Annotated in this window: 17 protein-coding genes and 1 pseudogene; 9 read left to right on the forward strand and 9 right to left on the reverse strand. The window is 54.3% G+C overall.

From position 1 onward, the window contains the following. The coding region (locus BM174_RS19140) for an ArdC-like ssDNA-binding domain-containing protein (protein WP_143092500.1) at positions 1–600 on the reverse strand (600 nt) is incomplete at its 3' end. A gap of 797 nt (positions 601–1397) precedes the next feature. On the opposite strand from BM174_RS19140, the gene BM174_RS19150 reads away from it, so the two are divergent. Further along, positions 1398–1595: a type II toxin-antitoxin system Phd/YefM family antitoxin gene (locus BM174_RS19150; protein WP_093925455.1), complete on the forward strand. Its 198-nt coding sequence runs from the start codon at positions 1398–1400 to the stop codon at positions 1593–1595. Positions 1596–1725: 130 nt separating this feature from the next. Beyond that, positions 1726–2100 (forward strand): hypothetical protein, encoded by a 375-nt coding sequence (locus tag BM174_RS20915; protein ID WP_143092501.1) that lies wholly within the window; start codon positions 1726–1728, stop codon positions 2098–2100. A gap of 225 nt (positions 2101–2325) precedes the next feature. Here the strand turns inward: BM174_RS20915 and BM174_RS19160 are convergent, their stop codons facing one another. Together BM174_RS19160 and BM174_RS19165 are read right to left on the reverse strand one after the other, a co-directional pair. Then, a complete protein-coding gene (locus BM174_RS19160; RefSeq protein WP_218152951.1) occupies positions 2326–4299 on the reverse strand; it encodes an HNH endonuclease in 1974 nt (657 codons plus the stop codon). Between the two features lie 501 nt (positions 4300–4800). After that, on the reverse strand, positions 4801–6327 hold the full coding sequence (locus BM174_RS19165) for a sensor histidine kinase (protein WP_093925444.1): 1527 nt from the start codon (positions 6325–6327) through the stop codon (positions 4801–4803). 227 nt (positions 6328–6554) lie between these two features. On the opposite strand from BM174_RS19165, the gene BM174_RS19170 reads away from it, so the two are divergent. Next, on the forward strand, positions 6555–6935 hold the full coding sequence (locus tag BM174_RS19170; RefSeq protein ID WP_093925445.1) for a response regulator: 381 nt from the start codon (positions 6555–6557) through the stop codon (positions 6933–6935). Positions 6936–7566: 631 nt separating this feature from the next. On the opposite strand, the pseudogene BM174_RS21195 reads toward BM174_RS19170, so the two are convergent. The 4 genes and pseudogenes from BM174_RS21195 to BM174_RS19185 form a co-directional block, all read right to left on the reverse strand. After that, positions 7567–7748, reverse strand: a pseudogene (locus BM174_RS21195) (IS5/IS1182 family transposase); the annotation flags it as partial. A 222-nt stretch (positions 7749–7970) separates the two neighbouring features. Further along, the gene (locus tag BM174_RS19175; RefSeq protein WP_177209543.1) at positions 7971–8495 is read right to left on the reverse strand and encodes a c-type cytochrome; all 525 of its coding nucleotides are present in this window, start codon (positions 8493–8495) and stop codon (positions 7971–7973) included. 76 nt (positions 8496–8571) lie between these two features. Continuing rightward, complete coding sequence (locus tag BM174_RS19180) at positions 8572–9975, reverse strand: PQQ-dependent sugar dehydrogenase (protein ID WP_093925447.1); 1404 nt, start codon at positions 9973–9975, stop codon at positions 8572–8574. Positions 9976–10251: 276 nt separating this feature from the next. After that, entirely contained in the window at positions 10252–10614 is a 363-nt protein-coding gene (locus BM174_RS19185) for a transmembrane 220 family protein (protein ID WP_093925448.1), read from the reverse strand. 103 nt (positions 10615–10717) lie between these two features. Here BM174_RS19185 and BM174_RS19190 point away from each other — a divergent pair, with 103 nt between their 5' ends. Genes BM174_RS19190 through BM174_RS19200 form a run of 3 tightly spaced genes read left to right on the forward strand, consistent with a single transcriptional unit; the run spans position 10718 to position 13941 of the window. Beyond that, the gene (locus BM174_RS19190) at positions 10718–11914 is read left to right on the forward strand and encodes a 3-dehydroquinate synthase (protein WP_093925449.1); all 1197 of its coding nucleotides are present in this window, start codon (positions 10718–10720) and stop codon (positions 11912–11914) included. Beyond that, complete coding sequence (gene eboE, locus BM174_RS19195) at positions 11915–13102, forward strand: metabolite traffic protein EboE (RefSeq protein WP_093925450.1); 1188 nt, start codon at positions 11915–11917, stop codon at positions 13100–13102. Next, positions 13099–13941 (forward strand): UbiA family prenyltransferase, encoded by an 843-nt coding sequence (locus BM174_RS19200; protein WP_093925451.1) that lies wholly within the window; start codon positions 13099–13101, stop codon positions 13939–13941. The genes eboE and BM174_RS19200 overlap by 4 nt, the downstream gene beginning before the upstream one ends. Positions 13942–13944: 3 nt before the next feature. Here BM174_RS19200 and BM174_RS19205 read toward each other — a convergent pair whose 3' ends face one another. After that, a complete protein-coding gene (locus BM174_RS19205) occupies positions 13945–15330 on the reverse strand; it encodes an alkaline phosphatase family protein (RefSeq protein ID WP_093925452.1) in 1386 nt (461 codons plus the stop codon). A gap of 149 nt (positions 15331–15479) precedes the next feature. Between BM174_RS19205 and BM174_RS19210 the strand changes: the two genes are divergently transcribed. The 3 genes from BM174_RS19210 to BM174_RS19220 are packed head-to-tail and all read left to right on the forward strand — an operon-like array spanning position 15480 to position 17791. After that, entirely contained in the window at positions 15480–16223 is a 744-nt protein-coding gene (locus BM174_RS19210; RefSeq protein ID WP_093925453.1) for an EboA domain-containing protein, read from the forward strand. After that, positions 16220–17143 carry a TatD family hydrolase gene (locus tag BM174_RS19215; protein WP_245766454.1) on the forward strand — a complete coding sequence of 308 codons (924 nt, stop codon included), beginning with the start codon at positions 16220–16222 and terminating at the stop codon, positions 17141–17143. Before BM174_RS19210 ends, BM174_RS19215 begins: the two co-directional genes overlap by 4 nt. Positions 17144–17149: 6 nt before the next feature. After that, a complete protein-coding gene (locus tag BM174_RS19220; RefSeq protein WP_093925454.1) occupies positions 17150–17791 on the forward strand; it encodes a TVP38/TMEM64 family protein in 642 nt (213 codons plus the stop codon). Between the two features lie 18 nt (positions 17792–17809). On the opposite strand, the gene BM174_RS19225 is transcribed toward BM174_RS19220, so the two are convergent. Further along, positions 17810–18325, reverse strand: a 516-nt coding sequence (locus BM174_RS19225; protein WP_177209544.1) for a c-type cytochrome, incomplete at its 5' end; no start/stop codon positions are given.

The following is an 18325-nucleotide window of genomic DNA, read 5'->3' on the forward strand; positions in this document are numbered from 1 at the left end:
ATGACTCAGCGTGCCATAGAAGGCTTCTGCTGCCATGGTTGTGGCGGTGTCAATAAACCGGCAGCGCTCGGGCATCCGGATCAGATCCAGACTTGGCACGAAACCAGCCTGGTCACCGCTCTCTTCGATCCTAGCCCCTGTGCGGGCGGCAAAAGCCTCGGCCCGTGCAACGGGAGTGAACACTGGCGTATCAGGCAGATCTTCGGCCTGAAGTTCAAAGCCATCGACCTGTGCGGCGTTGAATACCCTACTGGCACGGGCAACAAAATGTTTGGGTGCCTCGTCTTCTGATGTGTCATTTTGGTAAAAAACCACGAGGGAGGATTTTTCACCCTGTCGGACCTGACAACCAACTTGCTGCCATTGCCGGTACGTGCCCCAGATGTTCGACGGATAGTCTTTGGAGAGGGCTGCGATCCACAAATTCAAAATGTTGACCCCGTTATAGGGGCGCTTGGAGGCAATGTTGACCGGCCTTGCGAAGCTGCCGCCAGACTTGGTAATCCAGGGCCGTTGGAACTCACCGGCAGCCTCGATGGCCGCGATAATGTGGTTTGTAATCTGGCTGTATACGTCGAATTTTATTGCGGTCCCAGACATTGGGCCGATCCTTTCTGTTGGGGTGGGGGGGTGGTGAGACGGCTGATCCCTCTGCGCAACGATGATGTGCCAAAGGGCTCTGCCCGTTCATTTTTCCCGGCGATGCCCTGGGCCAGCCGGTCGCCGCTCTCAAGCGGTTCTAGGAGCGGATGCGTGTGCAAGTCGACATCTTCGACGTTCGCAGTTATGACCTGGGCCATACTCTCTCATCCCTGCTGGCGCCCGGTGGAGGCTCACTGGAAATGATTGGATAGCTTTTTGATCTCACGCAGATCGGAACGACTCGGCGCTAGGCCCGCCTGATCGATTTCCTGCTGTTGGCTGGGATGAATGCCGTGGGAGGGATGCTGAAGCCGCTGCTGAAAGTTGTGGCGGCGTGAGGTAGTCCACCCGAAGTCCTTCGCAAAAAGAGTGCAGACGGCGATAAGTGCTGGAATCTGCCCCGGACGTAGGTATTAAGTCATTCTTGGCTTTAAAGTTCAAGATCACTGTCGGTCTGGTCTTCGCTGCAATGCGTGATCACAGACGTGCCACACGAAGCTCCCGTCCAATAGGTCTGCCGATGCGGCAAAGTCCAGGTGTGGCCTGCTGCTGTATGAAAAGAGGCCGTCAGCGGATGTAGATGCGGTCAGTTTTAAGGTTGCAATCGGCGCGCGGCTCCTCGTTGCGGTCAATCTGCGCATCTGTCATAGCAAAAATCTCTTCAAACTCGGAGTCCGCCACCGTGTCTAGTTGCAGCTATTGCTAAGTTGGGCCAAAATGGCCAAAAGTGTGAAAAGTCAATGGGGGTGGGTCAGATGCAGACCCTAAGCGCGAAAGACGCGAAATACGGATTCGGGCGTTTAATCGATCTCGCCCGAGCCGAGCCGATTGCGGTGTCTAAGCACGGGCGGCCAGTCGTAGTGGTCATGGCAATTGAGGAGTACGATCGATTAAAGGGTATTGAATTGGGTCACCTTGATGGCGACCCAGGCACGGACGGGATGGCAGAATAATGGACCGAACTATTGGCAATAAGACTTCATTCCGAAGCCGTAACACAGAAAATCACCTCGGCTCATGTTCGGATTTCACGCCGTGCAATCCGACCCTTATAGAATATGCGAAAAAGCAGTGAGTCCCGCGATGGCAGTGAACAGACCCGAACGTGATCTTGAAGAGGCCCTCGTCACGAAGCTGCGAGACCTCAAGTACGAGTATCGACCTGGCCGTGAAATTCGTGACGAGCATTTGACATCTCCTTGGTGCCAACTTGAAGCAGGAATGGCTCTTCAAAAAGGGATTCCATTGCTCGTAATGCCAGAACCAGGAATTCGTGAAGGCGTCTTTGATCCCCAATTAGCTGATCGTTTGGTTCAACAGCTGGAACTAGGCGGGCACAACGTTTCCTTATTGAAGAGCCTGAATGAATGGATCGACCACCACTTTCCGGAGCAAGAATGTCAACAGGCGGCCGTGCCATTAGGATCTCTAGTGGGAGGACGTGATTTAAGCGAATGAACGAAACGGTCCTGTCTACTACTTTATAGGAGGCCGCCGAAGCCGACTTTGGGTGTACAGTACCACGGCTCAGAACCTGACTTGCCGATGCTGAAAAACGTTTTCTGAGGACCAGAAGATATCATGGGTACAGAGGCGGCAAGCAGACATTTGCCGCTATAGTGCAAATGATCATTAGTTGCGTATCAATGGATGTCGGCGGGTGATCGTGTGTTGACAGGATACTTATTTTTTGAAGATGACCTCGCGATGGAAATCTAGGTACGGAAGCTGTTCAGGACGGAAATCGCCAAAGTTGCCCTCGGGCTTTATTCCCCAAAGCGCCAAGGTATCAAAATCGACATCAGTGGATGTTAGTAATGTTCCATCGTCGGCAAAGCTAATGAAACCCTGGTCAAAGAGATGGTCGACATGGGGACTTAGTAGAATGCCATTATTCCCATCGAGCTTTTCGAAGGTCGTTGAGGCGCGCCACGGCTTGATATGGCTGGCTCGTAAGTGGCGCAAATTTCTCACACCAGTAATCCTGCAAACCTTCTCGAAGCCTTCAAGGTTCTTTCGATAGATACCTTGACCGCGACGTGATTTGACCAATTGAAGCTTCTCAGTTTCACTTAGGTCGGTGCGATTGAGAATAACTCGTTCGACCTCCACTTCCAATTCCTCAATCTTGCCAAGCAGGTCGACGGGCGCAAAGATGTCGCTAAGATCTATTTCTGACCAGCGGGGACCTAGCAATTTAATCACAACTCGCGCCATTTCGAATGGGACTGCTGCTAGATAGGCACCTTGATTGCCGTTGCCATTTGGCTGGATTGGCGAGTATTTCTTAGGCAATGTAGGTGCCAATACGTCGAGATGGTCTTTAGGACGTAGCGGGGCGTTCAGGACGGTGAAATCCATGGCGACCCGCCAGCCCTCGTCTCCCCAGTTGTCGCCGGAGTGTCCAAACTCTCCAGGTTTCGGTGCCATGACTGCAGGAGCTGCACAGATGCCTACTGCTCGGATTTCCGCTTCAGAAAACGCAAACACGATGTCACCAGGCCGTATGCGCTTCATGTTCTCGTAGAACTCATTACGAACGCCATCGGACCGTTCAGTCGGCGACCAAAGGTAGTTGCCGCCAATCTCATGAGTGTATGTCTGCTTGTTGTTGACCCACCAAAATTTTGTGCCGTGTGAACCGTCGTGACCTAGAAGGTTTAATACTGTAGACGGGCTGTCAGTCTTCTTGTCGTTGGTGTTTTTATTGTCATTTTGGTTCGACGAATTCGAAGGAATTGCGGCGGAAGATGCCTCAAGGGTCGGGTGTAATATAAAATGTAATAGCCCATCAATTGACCAAAGGTCAACGCCGTGAGATTTCGCCAGACGATGCAGCGAGGCGTTAACCGATTCATATGTTTCGCCGGCCGTTGTTCCACGGGGCAACTCAGGCCAAAATCCTAATTCGATCAATCCCGCTTCAGATGTGGTGTTCCACACGCCATACTTATCGGGAAAAGCCACCAAAAGGATTGCCGTAGCGATCCCTTTAGACATACCTTTTTGGCGCCCAACTGCAGCATTGTAGCGTTCAGAAATTTGGCTACTTTCATCGGTCAGCATCGAAATTGTCGTCCGCAGGTGTTCAATGCCTTGCTCCATTAGATTCGGCGCTTGGCGATGCAGTCCGGTCCAATGGTGGTTGTTTTCAAAAAGTAAGAATTCTTGAAAGGCGGCTTCAGTTAACGAAGTTGGGTTTAGAAAAAATGAACCAAACCGGTCGATCACCTCTTCCCGGCGTGATACCATTTCAAGATATTCAGGGTTCTTCATTGCGCGAGAAATATCGACCGAAGCATTGTCAATCTGGATAATATCACCAGAAACAACAATGGGCCGCCCACCTTCGACGATCTTGGCTAGAGCCGCCCAATCTAAACGAGTCTCGGACGTCACATTTGTACGCAAATCAGAATGTCTGACTGGATACGCTAATATTCGATGAGGATCATCTAGTTCCCGAATGTAGACACTCATACCGTCTTGCCGGTGACGATCAGTCAGCTGAATGCCACGTGGACTACCTGACATATATGCAGGCAAGTCACCGTCTGAACGGCCGTTAACCCTGGCGACTTCGGACCACAACTGCGCCGCGATCCGGTGGTTAGTCGCATTATTCTTGACACTACGAGTTCGAAAAAAGTTGGCCACGTGGGTTCCTAAAATAAACACCAATTTGCATAGTAATGAGCTATTTGTACTTTATTATGCGGATTGCGAATACCACAAGACAACATCGGCTCGAGGCGCAACAATATAAAATTGATACTCATTAACTAAAGACTTTTTTCTTCCTAGGGTTTGCCATCGTAACTATGGGGCTTAGAATGCTCAGAAATCGTCTGAGAATTACTGCAATGACTTTGCCGGGATAGCAATTCATGGCGCATCGACCACCTAGCTGCGGCATGCATCAATGCCTGCTTTGCGCAGTTTGTGGTCTCCACGCGGTGGGAAATGCGAAGGGGAATAAGGTCTAAGAATTATCTCGATCTTCATCAGCCCTCATGAGGCCCGGGCAACAGTGATCCCAACCACGAGATAGGCACTGAACGACATGCCCTTTTCGATTTAGAACTTCATTGCATCCATCCGAAAATACGGCATGGGGTAGGAAACCCATAAAGCGATTGGCACCAAACGTTATCGACGCTAACCTACGGGGAACTTCAGTGAAAAACTTGTGCCTGCCTTGAAATCATAGGTGTGCGACCCGTGGAGTTGCATGACCATACCCTTAATGATTTTGGTGCCCATTCCTGAGTGACACTTGTCGAAGTCAAACCCAGGTCCGTTGTCAGCGATGATCAACTCAGCTGTGCCTTCGGTCAGAAGCTTGAGGCCTATGCGGATCTCAGCATCCGTATTCCCTAAGACGGCATATTTCAAAGAGTTGGTGACAACTTCATTGATTAGCATGGCCAAAGAGGTGGCCTGGTCGTGGCTGATTGAGATCTGATCGACGTCAAGGTTCAAACGCGCGGGCGAGCCATGTGCTTTAAAGATGTTTTCCGTCACTGAGGCGATAAATGCTGGCGCATCCAGAGCAGCATATTTGTCGTAGTTGTACATATGCTCATGTACGGTAGCCATCGCCGCTAGGCGCAATTTGAAGTTGGTCTCCACTTCGGGGGAGAGTTTTTGCATACCTACTAAAGCTTGCATCGCTTGCATGTTGTTTTTGACCCTGTGGTGGATCTCTCGAAACAGCATTGTATTTGTGTCGAACGCCGCTTCCAGCTTTTCATTTTTCTGAGCATCCCGCCTGAGAAGGCTGACGATCCAAAAAGCGCATGCGGCAAGCGCAAAAATGGTTGGAATGACGATGGCGAGGAAAACCCCGACACGTCGCCAGAACCGATCCATCGTTTCACTATAGCCCACCGAAGCGATGGTCACGAGCCCAGCTTCTGGAACTGTTTGATAGCCCAAAAACCGTTTCTCGCCATCTACAGGAGATTCGACAATGTAGGTGCCTGCGTCCGAATTAGGCAGGTGGCCTTTGAATAAAACATGTTGAGTAAGGTCCAACGGGCCATCCACAGGTGGATGGCGGGCCACCAGCATGCCATTTCTACGCAGAATAGCCAGTGTCGATCCTGGTCCTAAGTCGAGAGATTCTAGCAGGTCCCCCAATAGGGCCGCATCGAACGAAATTATTGCAACGCCTATGAAGACGCCCTCCCGCTCAAGCCGTCGGCTGAACGTGAATATCGGACTGCCGTTGATGCGACTTGTGAGAAGCGAAGAGGTGAAGAACTGTTGTCCTGCGGCGGGGCCAGTAAAGTACTCTCTGTCGCGGACATCGATGTTTGGGGCGTCGGGGTCGGTCGTATAGAGGGTTTGGCCGTCAGTGGAAACAATGTAGGCTTTGGCGCTGCTGGGCAGCCCTTCGAGTGAGGCCTGGATCCTGGTCAAAGTCGCAGGGTTATCGGGATCAACATCGGGTCCAAGGGCAAAGTCCATCTGGCGCAGCGCTTGTTTGGCCGTCTCAACAATCCAACCGGTGTTGATCTTTACTGCCTTGGCGGCGGCCGTCACCGAACTTTCAGCTCTATCTTGAGCTGCATTGAAGCCTTGATAGATGAGGGCTCCCACGATGCTGGAATAGACCAAAAAGGTGGCGACAATGAATATGGCCGCAGCGCGAGCTGAACCGGCAATCGCCTTAGTTACCATGTAGCTTCTCTCCCGGACCGGCCCTATCAAAGGATATAGTGCTCAAGCAACGGTTTGGAAGTAGGAGCTTTCCGCCGGAGTCTATGCGGATAAGTCACTGCGCCTCGATGATCAGGTCTTGTCGGCCCAGCGTGGTGTGATCGGCACAACCGCCAAGTTTCGTTTCGAAAAGTTGGAACCAAACGGTCCGCATTCGGTTGAAGTAGGTTATCTAGTGAGGGTTGAGAATGAGCTTCAGAGTAGTTTTGCTGGTCGAGGATGAGGCGCTCATTCTGTTGGACATCGAAGCCGCCCTTGTTGAAGAGGGATTTCAGGTCGTAACGGCGATAAATGGGTCAAAAGCCGTAGAGGCCTTCGAGGCTGATCCGACACGCATTGATGCTGTCGTGACCGATATTAACCTAGGTAAAGGGCCGAAAGGGTGGGACCTCGCGAGACAGATTAGGCAGCAAAAGCCAGAGATGCCGATTGTATATATGACTGGCGACAGCTCTCACGAGTGGGAAGCTGAAGGCGTCCCAAATAGCGTCCTGATACCTAAGCCGTTCGTTCATGCTCAAGTTATTACAGCGTTGGCCACGCTTATGAGCCACTCCAGTCAAGCTTAGCCCCAATCGCTGCGCAATTCATTTCCAGGATGAGCCATTCAGGAGGGGACCGGACATTGCCTGCGATCTGCGTCAAAGGCGTCTCTGGGCCGTTCATGTCAGAGTTCTTAGCTTGCAATTCGACCATGCCGGAGGTGCTCTGATTTTGAAAGCATCGGATAGCGCCCGATGTTTGGTGAATGTGTGCCTTTCTAATAGGAAGTCGCCAACTGTCTCGCAAACAAGTGGGAGCATTTGGTAACATGGGCAACAACCGCCACCTCTGAAATCCATTGCGTGCTATGGTAGCGCATGACCTATGCCGTGCTTTTCTACGAGATAGAGGCTCGCTGACGGCTTCGTGTGCACGTCATACCATGGCTCGCATTGCCAAGTGAAAAAGTTACGAAGGGCGCGATAGTTTGTTGAACCGGGGTGAACCGCAACAGATTGGAAACAGCGAAATACAGTTGTTTACGCAGACCCCATTCGAATTGAGGTCGTCGTCAATGTTGATACAGCCTACATGGTTCTGTTCAAAAATTTTGGGTGAGCCAGGCGCGGCAGCCCCCCGGACGAATTATGCTGCAAACGCCGCCTATAGCTGAAACGCTGTGAGGCCATTGGAGGCTTTTTCAAAGCTCGTCGTTTAGCGCAGAACCATTCCGAACAAAACTTTCATAATCAGGCAAGTCTGTATCGCAGCGTCGCTGAACTTTCACGATCAGGCCCGCCTGCCAGTAGGTTTGGCCTTCCAATTCGTCTCGTAATCGAAGCAGCTCGTCAGCGATCCCGGCAATTAATCGCTTCATTGTAGGCAGTCCAGTTTGTAATCTTTTAAATAGGTGATCTCGGTTTGTTTAGGACCGTGAGCTACAACACTAGATGCCCAACCTGAATCTCTTGTCGGGTTCGTGCATCAGTGCCTAGAAGCTCTAGTCCATCTAATTGCTATCATTCTTCTGCGACGCATGAGCTGTAATGTATAGAAAATAAGCAACGAGAAGTGCGACGCACCAAGAGGTGCGCCGCGGCGGCGTCATCATCTTAATTCGCTTACTTCTCGAGACGCAGGGTATCTATGAACGCCATGATTTTGAGAATGTCGTCTTGATCGGCGCGCTGCCCGAAAGCCTGCATCGCGCCCGCTCCGCCGCCGTAGATGATTTCAAATCGTCCCACTTCGGTATGCGTTCTGTCGCGTTCCCAGTTGTTGTCGTTCAGGCTTGGGCCAATGCGCCCCGCGCCGTCCTTGAGGTGGCAAGACTGGCAGAGCTTCTTGTAGCTTTTGCCGCCTGCCTCAATCGCGTCCGCGTCCCCGGAATAGGGGTTTACGCCAGTAGTATGGAATTCCTCAACCTGCGGCGTCAGAGTCTGTTCGGTGCGGTGTTCAAAAACCAGCGGCGCATCGTCAAGGGCGGCACGAAACACCACTTTACCGTCCGCAAACTCGACATCGGCAGGTGCCTCTGCGGTAGTGTCCACCGAAGCGCTGTGGCTTTCTGCAAGGGTTTTGCCTGCTGTAAATGTTAGCGCCGCGGCAATCATCGCTGCTGGCACAAGATATCTGTTTGGGTACACGATTGGGTCCTTGTTATTTAAGTTACAAGACCCGGCGCGCGTAGAACGCGCCGGGGTCGTCGTAAGAGCATTATGCTTACTTAGCCTGCTTTGCCAAAGTTGCACCCTCTGGGACATCGGAAGCGGCCATTACGCGCCACAGGCTGCCCGGAGGGTTGGTGTCAGGTCCCTGATCGGCAAGATAGAAGTTATTGGCGTTCACGATCAGAACGTTGTCTTCTTCGTCATAGCCACCGGCGGTGAACTGCATCCCCGTCTGCATAAGCTCTTGGAACTGCCAGCCCGCCGCGTCGCTTGCCAGTCCGAACACACGGCCTGAACACCAATCACCGGCTAGATAGACCCCGTCCATGCCTCCGTAATTCGCAACGCCAAATCCTTGGACGGAGCACCCTGCGCTCGTTGTGTCCTCGGGGGCACCGGGAAAGGCGGTGTTATGCGGGTACATCGCAGCTGGTAACGTACCGACAATGGAGCATTCGGATTCTGCCGGGTCGCCGATCATCGGATGACAGAAAGCCGCTTCCATTCGAGGCCAGCCGTAGTTATGGCCACCGTCGCCGGCCTTTTCATAGATGATTTCTTCCCAGTGGTTCTGACCGACGTCGGCGATGTACATATCACCAGATTTTGGATCGAACGAAAATTCGTACGGATTGCGGACCCCGTATGACCAGATTTCCGGCAACGAACGTGTTTTGATCTGGGAAAACTGCTCTTCAGTGATGCCGAACAGTTGCATCAAGCGCTCACTCGATGCGCCTGCATAGGGGTTATCAGCCGGGATCTTGTATGGCGCGTCCTCTGTGTTGACGTCGATACGAAGGATTTTGCCAAGCCGCGTCGTCAAATCTTGGCCCGCTTCATAGGGATCGCCTTCCCATCCGCCGTCACCGGAGCCAATGTACAGCATCCCATCGGGCCCGAATTCGATTTGGCCGCCGTTGTGGTTATACCAAGGCTGCTCGATGCGCATAATAACTTTGGCGGTTTCGTTAGTCCGTTCGGGGCTGACCACATCCGGGCTCGCCGGATCAACCGTAAAGCGCACGATCATCCCGTCGCCATTGAACGGCAACGACGCATAATGCACGTAGAAATGGCCATTCTCAGAATACTTCGGATCGAAGGCGACTGAATAAAGCCCTTGCTCGACAAAGCCGGTTTGTACATCGCTGCCTAATGGGTTGATTGCCGTCAAATCAAGGAACGGGTCTTCCTGTACATTGCCATCCTTATCGACAATTTTGATCCGTCCAGCGCGCTCGGTCACAAAAATGCGGCCCGAGCCGTCGCCTGCGTTGGCTACGTTGGTCGGATCAAGGAATCCAGAGGCAACCTGGACCAGCTGGATTTCGGGGTTACCGGGAATGGTGCCGCCTGGGCGTGCAACTTGGTCGACAGTCATCGGTGCTTCTTGGGCCAACACCGTCGTCCCCAGCAGCATGGCCGTAGTGCATGTAGCGATCAGTTTAAACATTTGAGATCCTCCCAGACCGTAAAATAACGCAGAAACGGCCATGTGACGTAAGCGCACACGGTGGCGTTTGGAGGGAGTTCGTCACGCGAGCGTGTTCACGAAAATCTGCGTATTGCCCCCACAAGGTGGGATCGTCGCAAAATGCATTACCCTCCGTCAAGTGACTCGGATGCACGTAGGTTCAAAGCGCTAGAAGGGGAACGGTTCTTCGGCGAAACGCCGCCTGTCCGTGCCCAGAAGCAATGCATCTAGTTCATTGAGTTTTTTGTAAGTTTTTTAAATCCGGATTGTGGGGCGTTGCCTGCGCGTCCCAAACCAAACGATCAGCAGCGCGATGAATGCTATCATCATGCCCATGCCTTCACGGGCTTCTTCGGTGACCCACCAGACCTCTTGATGCCAAAACCCCGGTGTTTGCGGCCAGAACCACGCCACGCCAAAGGCCGCCAAGATCAATGCGGCAGACAACAGTCGAAACCCCCAAACGCTTTTCACCAATTCAGGGCGAAAGGCCCGCAGACCGCAAAACACTGCCGGAACTGCGTAGATTATGGCCCAGTAAATCCCGTCGGGGTCATTGTATTGCACCGCGGCAAACAAAATCATCAAGCCGCAGAGTATTCCTGAAATGACCCGCATCCTGCATCCCTTACAAGGCTTGAGTAGCTATATGACACAGAGTAGGCTTGTCCCGATACGGCGTCAACGTGACGATGCATCGCGTTCCTCGGGGGGGGGCATTATGGATAATATCGTAAAGAATAGCGGTGATGACGCGAGCACTGTTGTGCGCTGGCAGCAATTTTCAGTGCCCTATCAATTTCCCGTTGCGTTCGTTCGCGGTCTTTTCAATCCGGCGAACCCGTTGTTTGCTGATACTGTCGCTCGCGGAGATACCACAAAGCGCCACCGCTGCTTCTTTATCATTGATGAAGGGCTTGATGGCACCGCCCTGAGCGCATCAATCAAAAGCTATTTCCAATCCCATACGGGCCAGCTTGAGCTTATCGCCGACCCGATGTTTGTCCCGGGCGGCGAGATCGTTAAGAAAGACCTTGCCTATGTCGAGCGCATGTTGAGCGCGATCCATAGCCACGGCATTGACCGCCACTCATACGTGGTTGCGATTGGTGGAGGCGCGGTTTTGGATGCGGTTGGCTTGGCGACGGCGACGGCTCACCGCGGGATCCGCCACATCCGTATTCCCACAACGGTGCTCTCGCAGAATGACAGTGGTGTCGGGGTTAAGAACGCGGTCAATTTCCGCGGGGTGAAAAACTATGTCGGGACATTTGCACCCCCTTGGGCTGTGCTGAACGACTTTGACTTTCTGTCAACACTGCCAACCCGCGAACGGGTTGCGGGATTGGCCGAAGCGATCAAGGTGGCGCTGATCCGAGACCGTGAATTTTACCTTTGGCTTGAGAAAAACGTCGATGCTCTTGCGACATTCCAACCCAAGGCAGAGGAACATATGGTTAGGCGCTCGGCAGAGCTGCATATGGATCAAATTGCCAATGGTGGAGATCCGTTTGAAACGGGTTCGGCGCGTCCGCTTGATTTCGGGCATTGGTCCGCACACAAGTTGGAAGCGCTGACCAATCACCATGTCCGCCACGGCGAGGCAGTTGCGATTGGGATTGCTTTGGACACGCGATACTCGGTTCTGGCCGGATTGCTGCCCGAAGGCGAAGACGAACGGATCGTGGTCCTGCTTGAGGGTTTGGGCCTGCGTGTCTGGCACCCCGCGCTTGACAACACAGATCGCGACGGACGGCTTTCCATCCTCGTCGGTCTCGATGAATTTCAGGAACATTTGGGCGGTGCACTGACGATAACGCTCTTGAGCGAATTGGGTGTCGGAGTTGAGGTCAATGAAATCGACAGCGCGTTGATGGAGCAGGCGATGGGCTGGCTTAAGGCGCGCGAGCGCCACTGAATGAAACTTCCAGGCCAGCTTGGGCACCTTACATACTGCTTGAACATCCACCCGACCCAAACCTGGGAGGATGTTCGCGGGGCCTTGTGCGGGCCGGTTGCGGCCGTCAAGTCAGCCGTATCGCCGACACAGCCCTTTGCAGTGGGATTGCGCTTTTCAGCCGAGGCGTTGGCCGATCTGGAAGACCCGGGCAAGCGCCGACAACTGAAACGCTTACTGGATGAACAGGACTATCTTGGGATTACGGTGAATGGTTTCCCGTTTGGAAAGTTCCATAACGCCTCGGTGAAGGAAGAGGTCTATCAACCCGACTGGCGCAGCGACCAACGGGTCGAATACACCAACGCACTGGCCGATTTGATGGCAGAGATCGCCCCTCAGGGGGAAATCATCAGTCTGTCCACGGTGCCTGGAACGTTCAAACCCCTTGGCATGGGCGCCGAAGCACAGATGGCGGAAAACTATCTGCGAAGCGTGGCGCATTTGGTCAAGCTGCATGCCGAGACAGGTGTTCAAGTTGCTTTGGCAATCGAGCCTGAGCCATTTTGCTTTTTGGGAACCATCGCTGAAAGCATCGCATATTTTCAGCGCTATCTGTTCAGCGCTTCCGCGGTGACCCGGCTAGCGGGGCTGACCGGGCTCAGCGAAGCCAAAGCGCGTGAAGCCCTGCCCAGGCACCTTGGTCTTTGCTATGATGTCTGCCACGCTGCGGTAGAATACGAAGACCCCGCCGCCAGCATCCAGGCGCTGCGGGACGCGGGAATTCCCGTTCACAAGCTTCAGATCAGCGCGGCCTTGCGTATCCCGCACATCGGGCCGTCTGAACGCGCCGCGCTTCAGGCCTACTGCGAACCCACCTACCTGCATCAGGTCAATCGCCGTCACGCAGATGGCCTGAAGATGCATAGTGATTTGCCCGAAGCTTTGGCCTTGGGAGAGCAGACAGACGGAGAAGAGTGGCGCGTGCATTTCCACGTCCCAGTTTTTTTGGAAAACCTCGGGGCGTTTTCCTCTACACGACGGTTTCTCGAAGAGATCCTTGCCCTGCACCGCGCTGACCCGATTTCAGCGCATTTGGAAATCGAAACCTATACATGGGACGTCATGCCGCGAGAAATCCGCAGCGCGACCGTTGACCGCGACATCGTGCGCGAGATGGAGTGGGTCTTGGAGCAACTGAGCCAATGAATTTACAAACCTTTCTAAACCTTGGCCGTGTCTCTAATTTGCCGACGGTGTGGACCAACGCCATTGCGGGGGCCGTGCTTGCCGGTGTCGCGCCTTTTGGTGAAATTGTTGTTGTGGGGCTGGCGCTGACGCTCTTTTACACCGGCGGCATGTGGTTGAACGACGCGTTCGACGCGAAGATTGATGCACAGGAGAGGTCAAATCGACCGATCCCCATGGGCCATGTCAAGGTCAAGAACGTGTTCGCCGGGGGCTATGCGATGCTGGCGGCCGGTATTGTCCTCGCCGCTTCGCTGGGGTTCGTAGCTGGGATGATGGGCATCGCATTGGCAGGTGCGGTGATCCTGTATGATTGGCTGCACAAGCGCACGGTTCTGAGCCCAGTCATCATGGGCGTGACGCGGTTTTTCTGCTACCTGTTGGCGGCGGCGGCTGTCGCGGAAATTACCGGCAGCGTGATGTGGGGTGCCTTGGGTCTTTTGGCCTATATCGTCGGCCTAACCTATGCGGCCAAGCAAGAGGCCTACGATAGGCTTGATAGGGCCTGGCCGCTCGCCGTGCTTGCGTTGCCCTTACTATTCGCACTGTCGCAGGCATGGGGCAGTGCCCTGGGGCTGTCGATCTGGGGCGGCTTGCTGGTTCTTGTCGCCATTGCCCTGCGGCTGCTGTTCCGGCGCAATCGCGGGGATGTGCCCAAGGCCGTGGTGACGCTGATTGCTGGAATATCCTTATATGATGCCGTGTTAATCGCCGCTTCGGGGTTTCCGTCACTCGCGATTGTCGCGGTGGCCGGTTTCGCCCTCACACTGCTGTTGCAACGTCTGGTGTCCGGCACCTGATCGTCAGTCAAAGATGTGATTTAGCACTAAGGCTTTGAAGTCGGTCGCCTCGACCGGACCCTCTGGCATCAAATCCGCCTCTGACGATATCACCAGCGGCCCCTGGTCCGGATCGTCGGTGATGCGGCCATGGGTGCCCTTGACCAATGTGGTGTCGCTGGGTGAGATGATGTCCAGCAACTGCCGTTGTCCCAGCTTGCGTTTTGCCAGCTTGATGCCGGTGGTCAACAGCGGGAATTTGATCTTAGGATCCACGAACAGTTCAACCGGATCATAGCCCGGTTTGCGGTGGATATCGACCATACGGGCGAAATCCGGGGCCTTGTCGTCGTCCAACCAATAATAATAACTGAACCATCGATCAGCTTTGCTGATCGCGACCAACTCGCCCGATCTGGGGTGGTCAAGGCCATTGGCTTTTTTGGCCTCTTCGCCCCATACCTCTTCGACGCCTTCCAGGCCCTGCAACAAAGCTGCGACTTCGTCGATGAGTTTGGGATCTTTGACATAGATATGCGCGATCTGGTGGTCAGCGACGGCGAAAGCTTGGGAAGCGCCGGCATCAAGTATCTCGCGCCCGAACTCTTCTGGTCGAACCGCCAGCAGTCCATTGCTGCGCAACATGCGGTTTATATGTACCGCGTCGGTCGCCTTGGTGATCCCATATTCGGAGACAACGATCACCCGTTGCCCCGTCCGGTCCGCATGTTCGATCAGCTCTCCGCACAGGTCGTCGATCTCCCTTAGGTCCTTCTGCAGGCGGGGGTGTTCCAGATCCGGACCAAGACGTTGAAGATTGTAATCGAGATGCGGCAAGTAGGTCAGCGTCAACGTCGGAGATCGCGTCTCCATCACGTGCAACGTCGCCTTTGTGATCCAGGCCGAGGAGGTAATATCCGCCAGCGGTCCCCAGAATTTGAACAATGGAAACTGCCCTAGTTTGGCATCGAGTTCGTCATGCAATTCGGCGGGATAGGCGTAGTGATCGGGTATTTTGCGACCGTCGGCCGGATACATGGGCCGCGGTGTCGCCGACCAGTCGGCGGTGGAGTACATGTTATACCACCAAAACATCTTGGCGCAGGTGAAGGCAGGATCGCGCGAACGCCCCGCCTCCCAGACTTTCTCGCCAGCGACCAGCTGGTTAGGCTGCCGCCACAACATCACTTCTGCCAAGTCGCGAAAGAACCACCCGTTTGCCACTGCGCCGTGTCCTGAGGGCGGAAGCCCGGTCAGCAAAGTCGACTGCGCCGTGCAGGTTACCGCAGGCGTAACTGTATTTAACGGTCGCATCGCGCCGCGGGCGGCAAGCCGTTTTAAATGGGGCGTGTGCACCCCAACAAGATGAGGGGCGAGCCCGACAACAAGAATGACCAAAGTGCGTTGCATTTTGCTACATTGGCGGGCAGCCGACGAGATGTCCAGATGATCCCTGAGGGGGCGAGTTAAAACATAGTATCAGGGCCAAATCCACTTTCCGGCTGGTGCGATGCCGTGTGACTCGTATAACTTAACGTTAGGGTAGACTAGGGGGATCGATGACCGAAACGGCAGCACGGCTACTTAGCAACTGGATCGTAGCGCAGGTGCCCCAACATGCGAATTGGCTGCGCCAATCGCTTGAAGGATTGGCGCAGGGCGCCCCTGATCGGGATCTCTATATTTTTCTGGGACTGGCGCCCCGCAAGCTTGGCAAAGCGGATCTAGTGCTGAATGCCGCAGATTTGGCCAATGCTAATGCCGCTAGGGCAGGCTGGAGCCCAAGCGGTTGGAGCGTCGACGGTGCCGCACGCGTTCTGGCCTTGCTGACGGCGACGTCGAACCGTCCCTTCGCAGAACGATTCAAGGATTTACGCCGCACGTCCGATGTCGCCGAGATGATCGCCCTTTATCGGGGGCTTCCGTTGTACCCCGAACCCGAAGCGTTGGATTTCGAAGTCGGCGAAGGGCTGCGGTCAAATATCCGCGCGGTCTTTGAGGCAATCGCCCACCACAATCCATTTCCCCAAGATCATTTTGACGATCACCGGTGGAACCACATGATCCTCAAGGCTTTGTTCGTCGGAAGTGAGTTATCCCCCATCCTTGGGCTCCGCGAACGGGCCAACCCCGAACTGGCGCGGATCTTGGTGGACTATGCTGAGGAACGATGGGCCGCAGGGCGCGCGGTGACCGAAGAATTATGGATCCCGGTGCGTCCCTTCGCAGACGATCCCGCAATACGCGACAAGCTGGCCGACGCCATAGGCAAAGGGCACCTGACTGAGGAGGGTTTGCTATGATGTTTATCGATCCCCATGCTCATATGATTAGCAGGACGACTGATGACTACGAAGCGATGGCCGCTGCTGGCGTCGTCGCCCTGATCGAACCCGCCTTTTGGGTCGGACAGCCACGGACCTATGTCGGCACCTATGTGGATTACCTGTCGTCCATCGTCGGCTGGGAACGTTTTCGCGCCAGTCAGTTTGGCATCCGCCACTATTGCACCGTCGGGCTGAACTCAAAGGAAGCCAACAACGAAGAGCTCGCCGAAGGTGTGATGGAATGGCTGCCACGCTTTGCCCTGAAGGAAGGCGTCGTTGCCATTGGCGAGATCGGATATGACGAACAGACAGCCCTTGAGGACAAGTATTTCCGGCTGCAACTGGCCCTTGCCAAGGAGCTGAACCTTCCCGTCATGGTCCACACTCCGCATCGTGACAAAAAACGCGGCACGTCACGATCAATGGATGTGTGCGAAGAGATGGGCCTAGACCCATCTATGGTGATCATTGACCACAATAATGAAGAAACCGTCGCCGAAGCCTTGCAACGCGGGTATTGGGCCGGGTTTTCGATTTATCCATCCACCAAGATGGGCAACGTCCGCATGGTTGAACTTCTTAAGCAATATGGTGGCGAACGGATCATCGTAGACAGCGCCTGCGACTGGGGCATCTCGGACTGTCTTGGGGTCGCCAAAACTGCACAGCTGGCGCTCCAAAGCGGTATTCCGCCCGAAACTGTTCACAAAGTCTGCTATCAGAACGCGCTGGATGCCTATGGCCAGTCCGGTCAGATGAACGAGCAAGACTGGCTCAATCCGCCTCCAATCGATCAGCGCACCGTCTATGAAGGGAATTCTATTCTGCGGGGAGGGCGTGAGCCCAAGATCGAAGCCCCCGGCGAGCGGCGTGCCGGGCAGATGTTGATTGAATAGCCGCGCATGATACGGCTGTTGCTTTTCGTTCTGTTCCTCGTGGGCGTTTCAGTCTTACCGTTCTTAATCTGGGGCCGCGAGGTAGAAGCTAACCTGTCTCAAGCAGGTGCTGTCGAATGGGTGCGCGGATTTGGAACCTGGGCTTGGTTGGTGGGTATCGCTCTGATTGTCGCCGACATCGTCCTGCCAGTACCGTCATCTGCGGTGATGGCCGCGCTTGGTATCGTCTATGGGCCTATTGTCGGCGGAATATTTGCGGCATCAGGGTCGATCTTGGCAGGGCTCGTCGGGTATGGTGGTTGCCGGTTGATTGGGCCCAATACCGCGCGTCGTTTGGCCGGGGCCAAAGGGTTTGCGCAGGCACGGCAGTTATTCGACAGTTACGGCGGCTGGATGGTAGCAGGTTCGCGCTGGTTGCCGGTATTGCCGGAAACGATCTCGTTTCTGGCTGGGCTTACCGCTATGCCTTTTGCGCGTTATATCGCAGCGCTGGCCTGCGGGGCAGTCCCTTTAGGCTTCGTATTCGCGACGGCGGGATATCTTGGATCTGACAATGTTTTACTAACTATGGTGTTGAGCGCGCTTGCTCCGGTCTTTTTGTGGTTTGTCGTGCGGCCCTTTTTGGTGACCGCACGACCCGAGAACTGACGGTTTTGAGTCTGCCAGTTACGGGGAGAACCCCGGCGCTTTCACGTAGCTCACGATTTGCCGGATTTCTTCGACGGTATAGGTGTCGCGCCACGCGGGCATTTTCTTGAACCCTTTGTAGACCCGCTTAAACACAAATTCGGGCTTATACTTGGCTGGTTTCAACTTTGGTGCCTTGCCCGGATAGGCTTTGAAGCCATGGCAATGGGTGCATTGAGCGTACCAGAATTCCTTGCCCGCTTCGATATTTTTCGGGTCAGTCAGGTACGCTTCACTAAATTCTTGGGCCGCGATGACGTCCTCCACCGACATTTCGGGGTTCTCGGCCTCGGCCTCATTTGCTTGGGCCTGGTCAGCGGTTGGCTGGGTGCTGGCGTCTGCGTCCGGGCCTTGTGATGCCAGATACGCAGCAACGTCGGTGCGCTCCTTGTCATCTTTCAGCTTGAATGACATTTTTGAATTGGCACCGCTATCTTCCAAATAGTCACGCAAGAATTGTTTGGGGTCTTCCAGATACTCTGCCAGTAACTCTTG

The organism is Sulfitobacter brevis (genome assembly GCF_900112755.1).
Classification (GTDB): Bacteria; Pseudomonadota; Alphaproteobacteria; order Rhodobacterales; family Rhodobacteraceae; genus Sulfitobacter; species Sulfitobacter brevis.

Excerpts from the sequence above, each read along its gene's own strand:
- BM174_RS19220 (WP_093925454.1), top strand. The coding sequence starts at position 17,150 with ATGATACGGCTGTTGCTTTTCGTTCTGTTCCTCGTGGGCGTTTCAGTC.
- BM174_RS19210 (WP_093925453.1), top strand. The coding sequence starts at position 15,480 with ATGACCGAAACGGCAGCACGGCTACTTAGCAACTGGATCGTAGCGCAG.
- BM174_RS19190 (WP_093925449.1), top strand. The coding sequence starts at position 10,718 with ATGGATAATATCGTAAAGAATAGCGGTGATGACGCGAGCACTGTTGTG.
- BM174_RS19165 (WP_093925444.1), bottom strand. The coding sequence starts at position 6,327 with ATGGTAACTAAGGCGATTGCCGGTTCAGCTCGCGCTGCGGCCATATTC.
- eboE (WP_093925450.1), top strand. The coding sequence starts at position 11,915 with ATGAAACTTCCAGGCCAGCTTGGGCACCTTACATACTGCTTGAACATC.
- BM174_RS19215 (WP_245766454.1), top strand. The coding sequence starts at position 16,220 with ATGATGTTTATCGATCCCCATGCTCATATGATTAGCAGGACGACTGAT.
- BM174_RS19180 (WP_093925447.1), bottom strand. The coding sequence starts at position 9,975 with ATGTTTAAACTGATCGCTACATGCACTACGGCCATGCTGCTGGGGACG.
- BM174_RS20915 (WP_143092501.1), top strand. The coding sequence starts at position 1,726 with ATGGCAGTGAACAGACCCGAACGTGATCTTGAAGAGGCCCTCGTCACG.
- BM174_RS19150 (WP_093925455.1), top strand. The coding sequence starts at position 1,398 with ATGCAGACCCTAAGCGCGAAAGACGCGAAATACGGATTCGGGCGTTTA.
- BM174_RS19200 (WP_093925451.1), top strand. The coding sequence starts at position 13,099 with ATGAATTTACAAACCTTTCTAAACCTTGGCCGTGTCTCTAATTTGCCG.
- BM174_RS19205 (WP_093925452.1), bottom strand. The coding sequence starts at position 15,330 with ATGCAACGCACTTTGGTCATTCTTGTTGTCGGGCTCGCCCCTCATCTT.
- BM174_RS19185 (WP_093925448.1), bottom strand. The coding sequence starts at position 10,614 with ATGCGGGTCATTTCAGGAATACTCTGCGGCTTGATGATTTTGTTTGCC.
- BM174_RS19170 (WP_093925445.1), top strand. The coding sequence starts at position 6,555 with ATGAGCTTCAGAGTAGTTTTGCTGGTCGAGGATGAGGCGCTCATTCTG.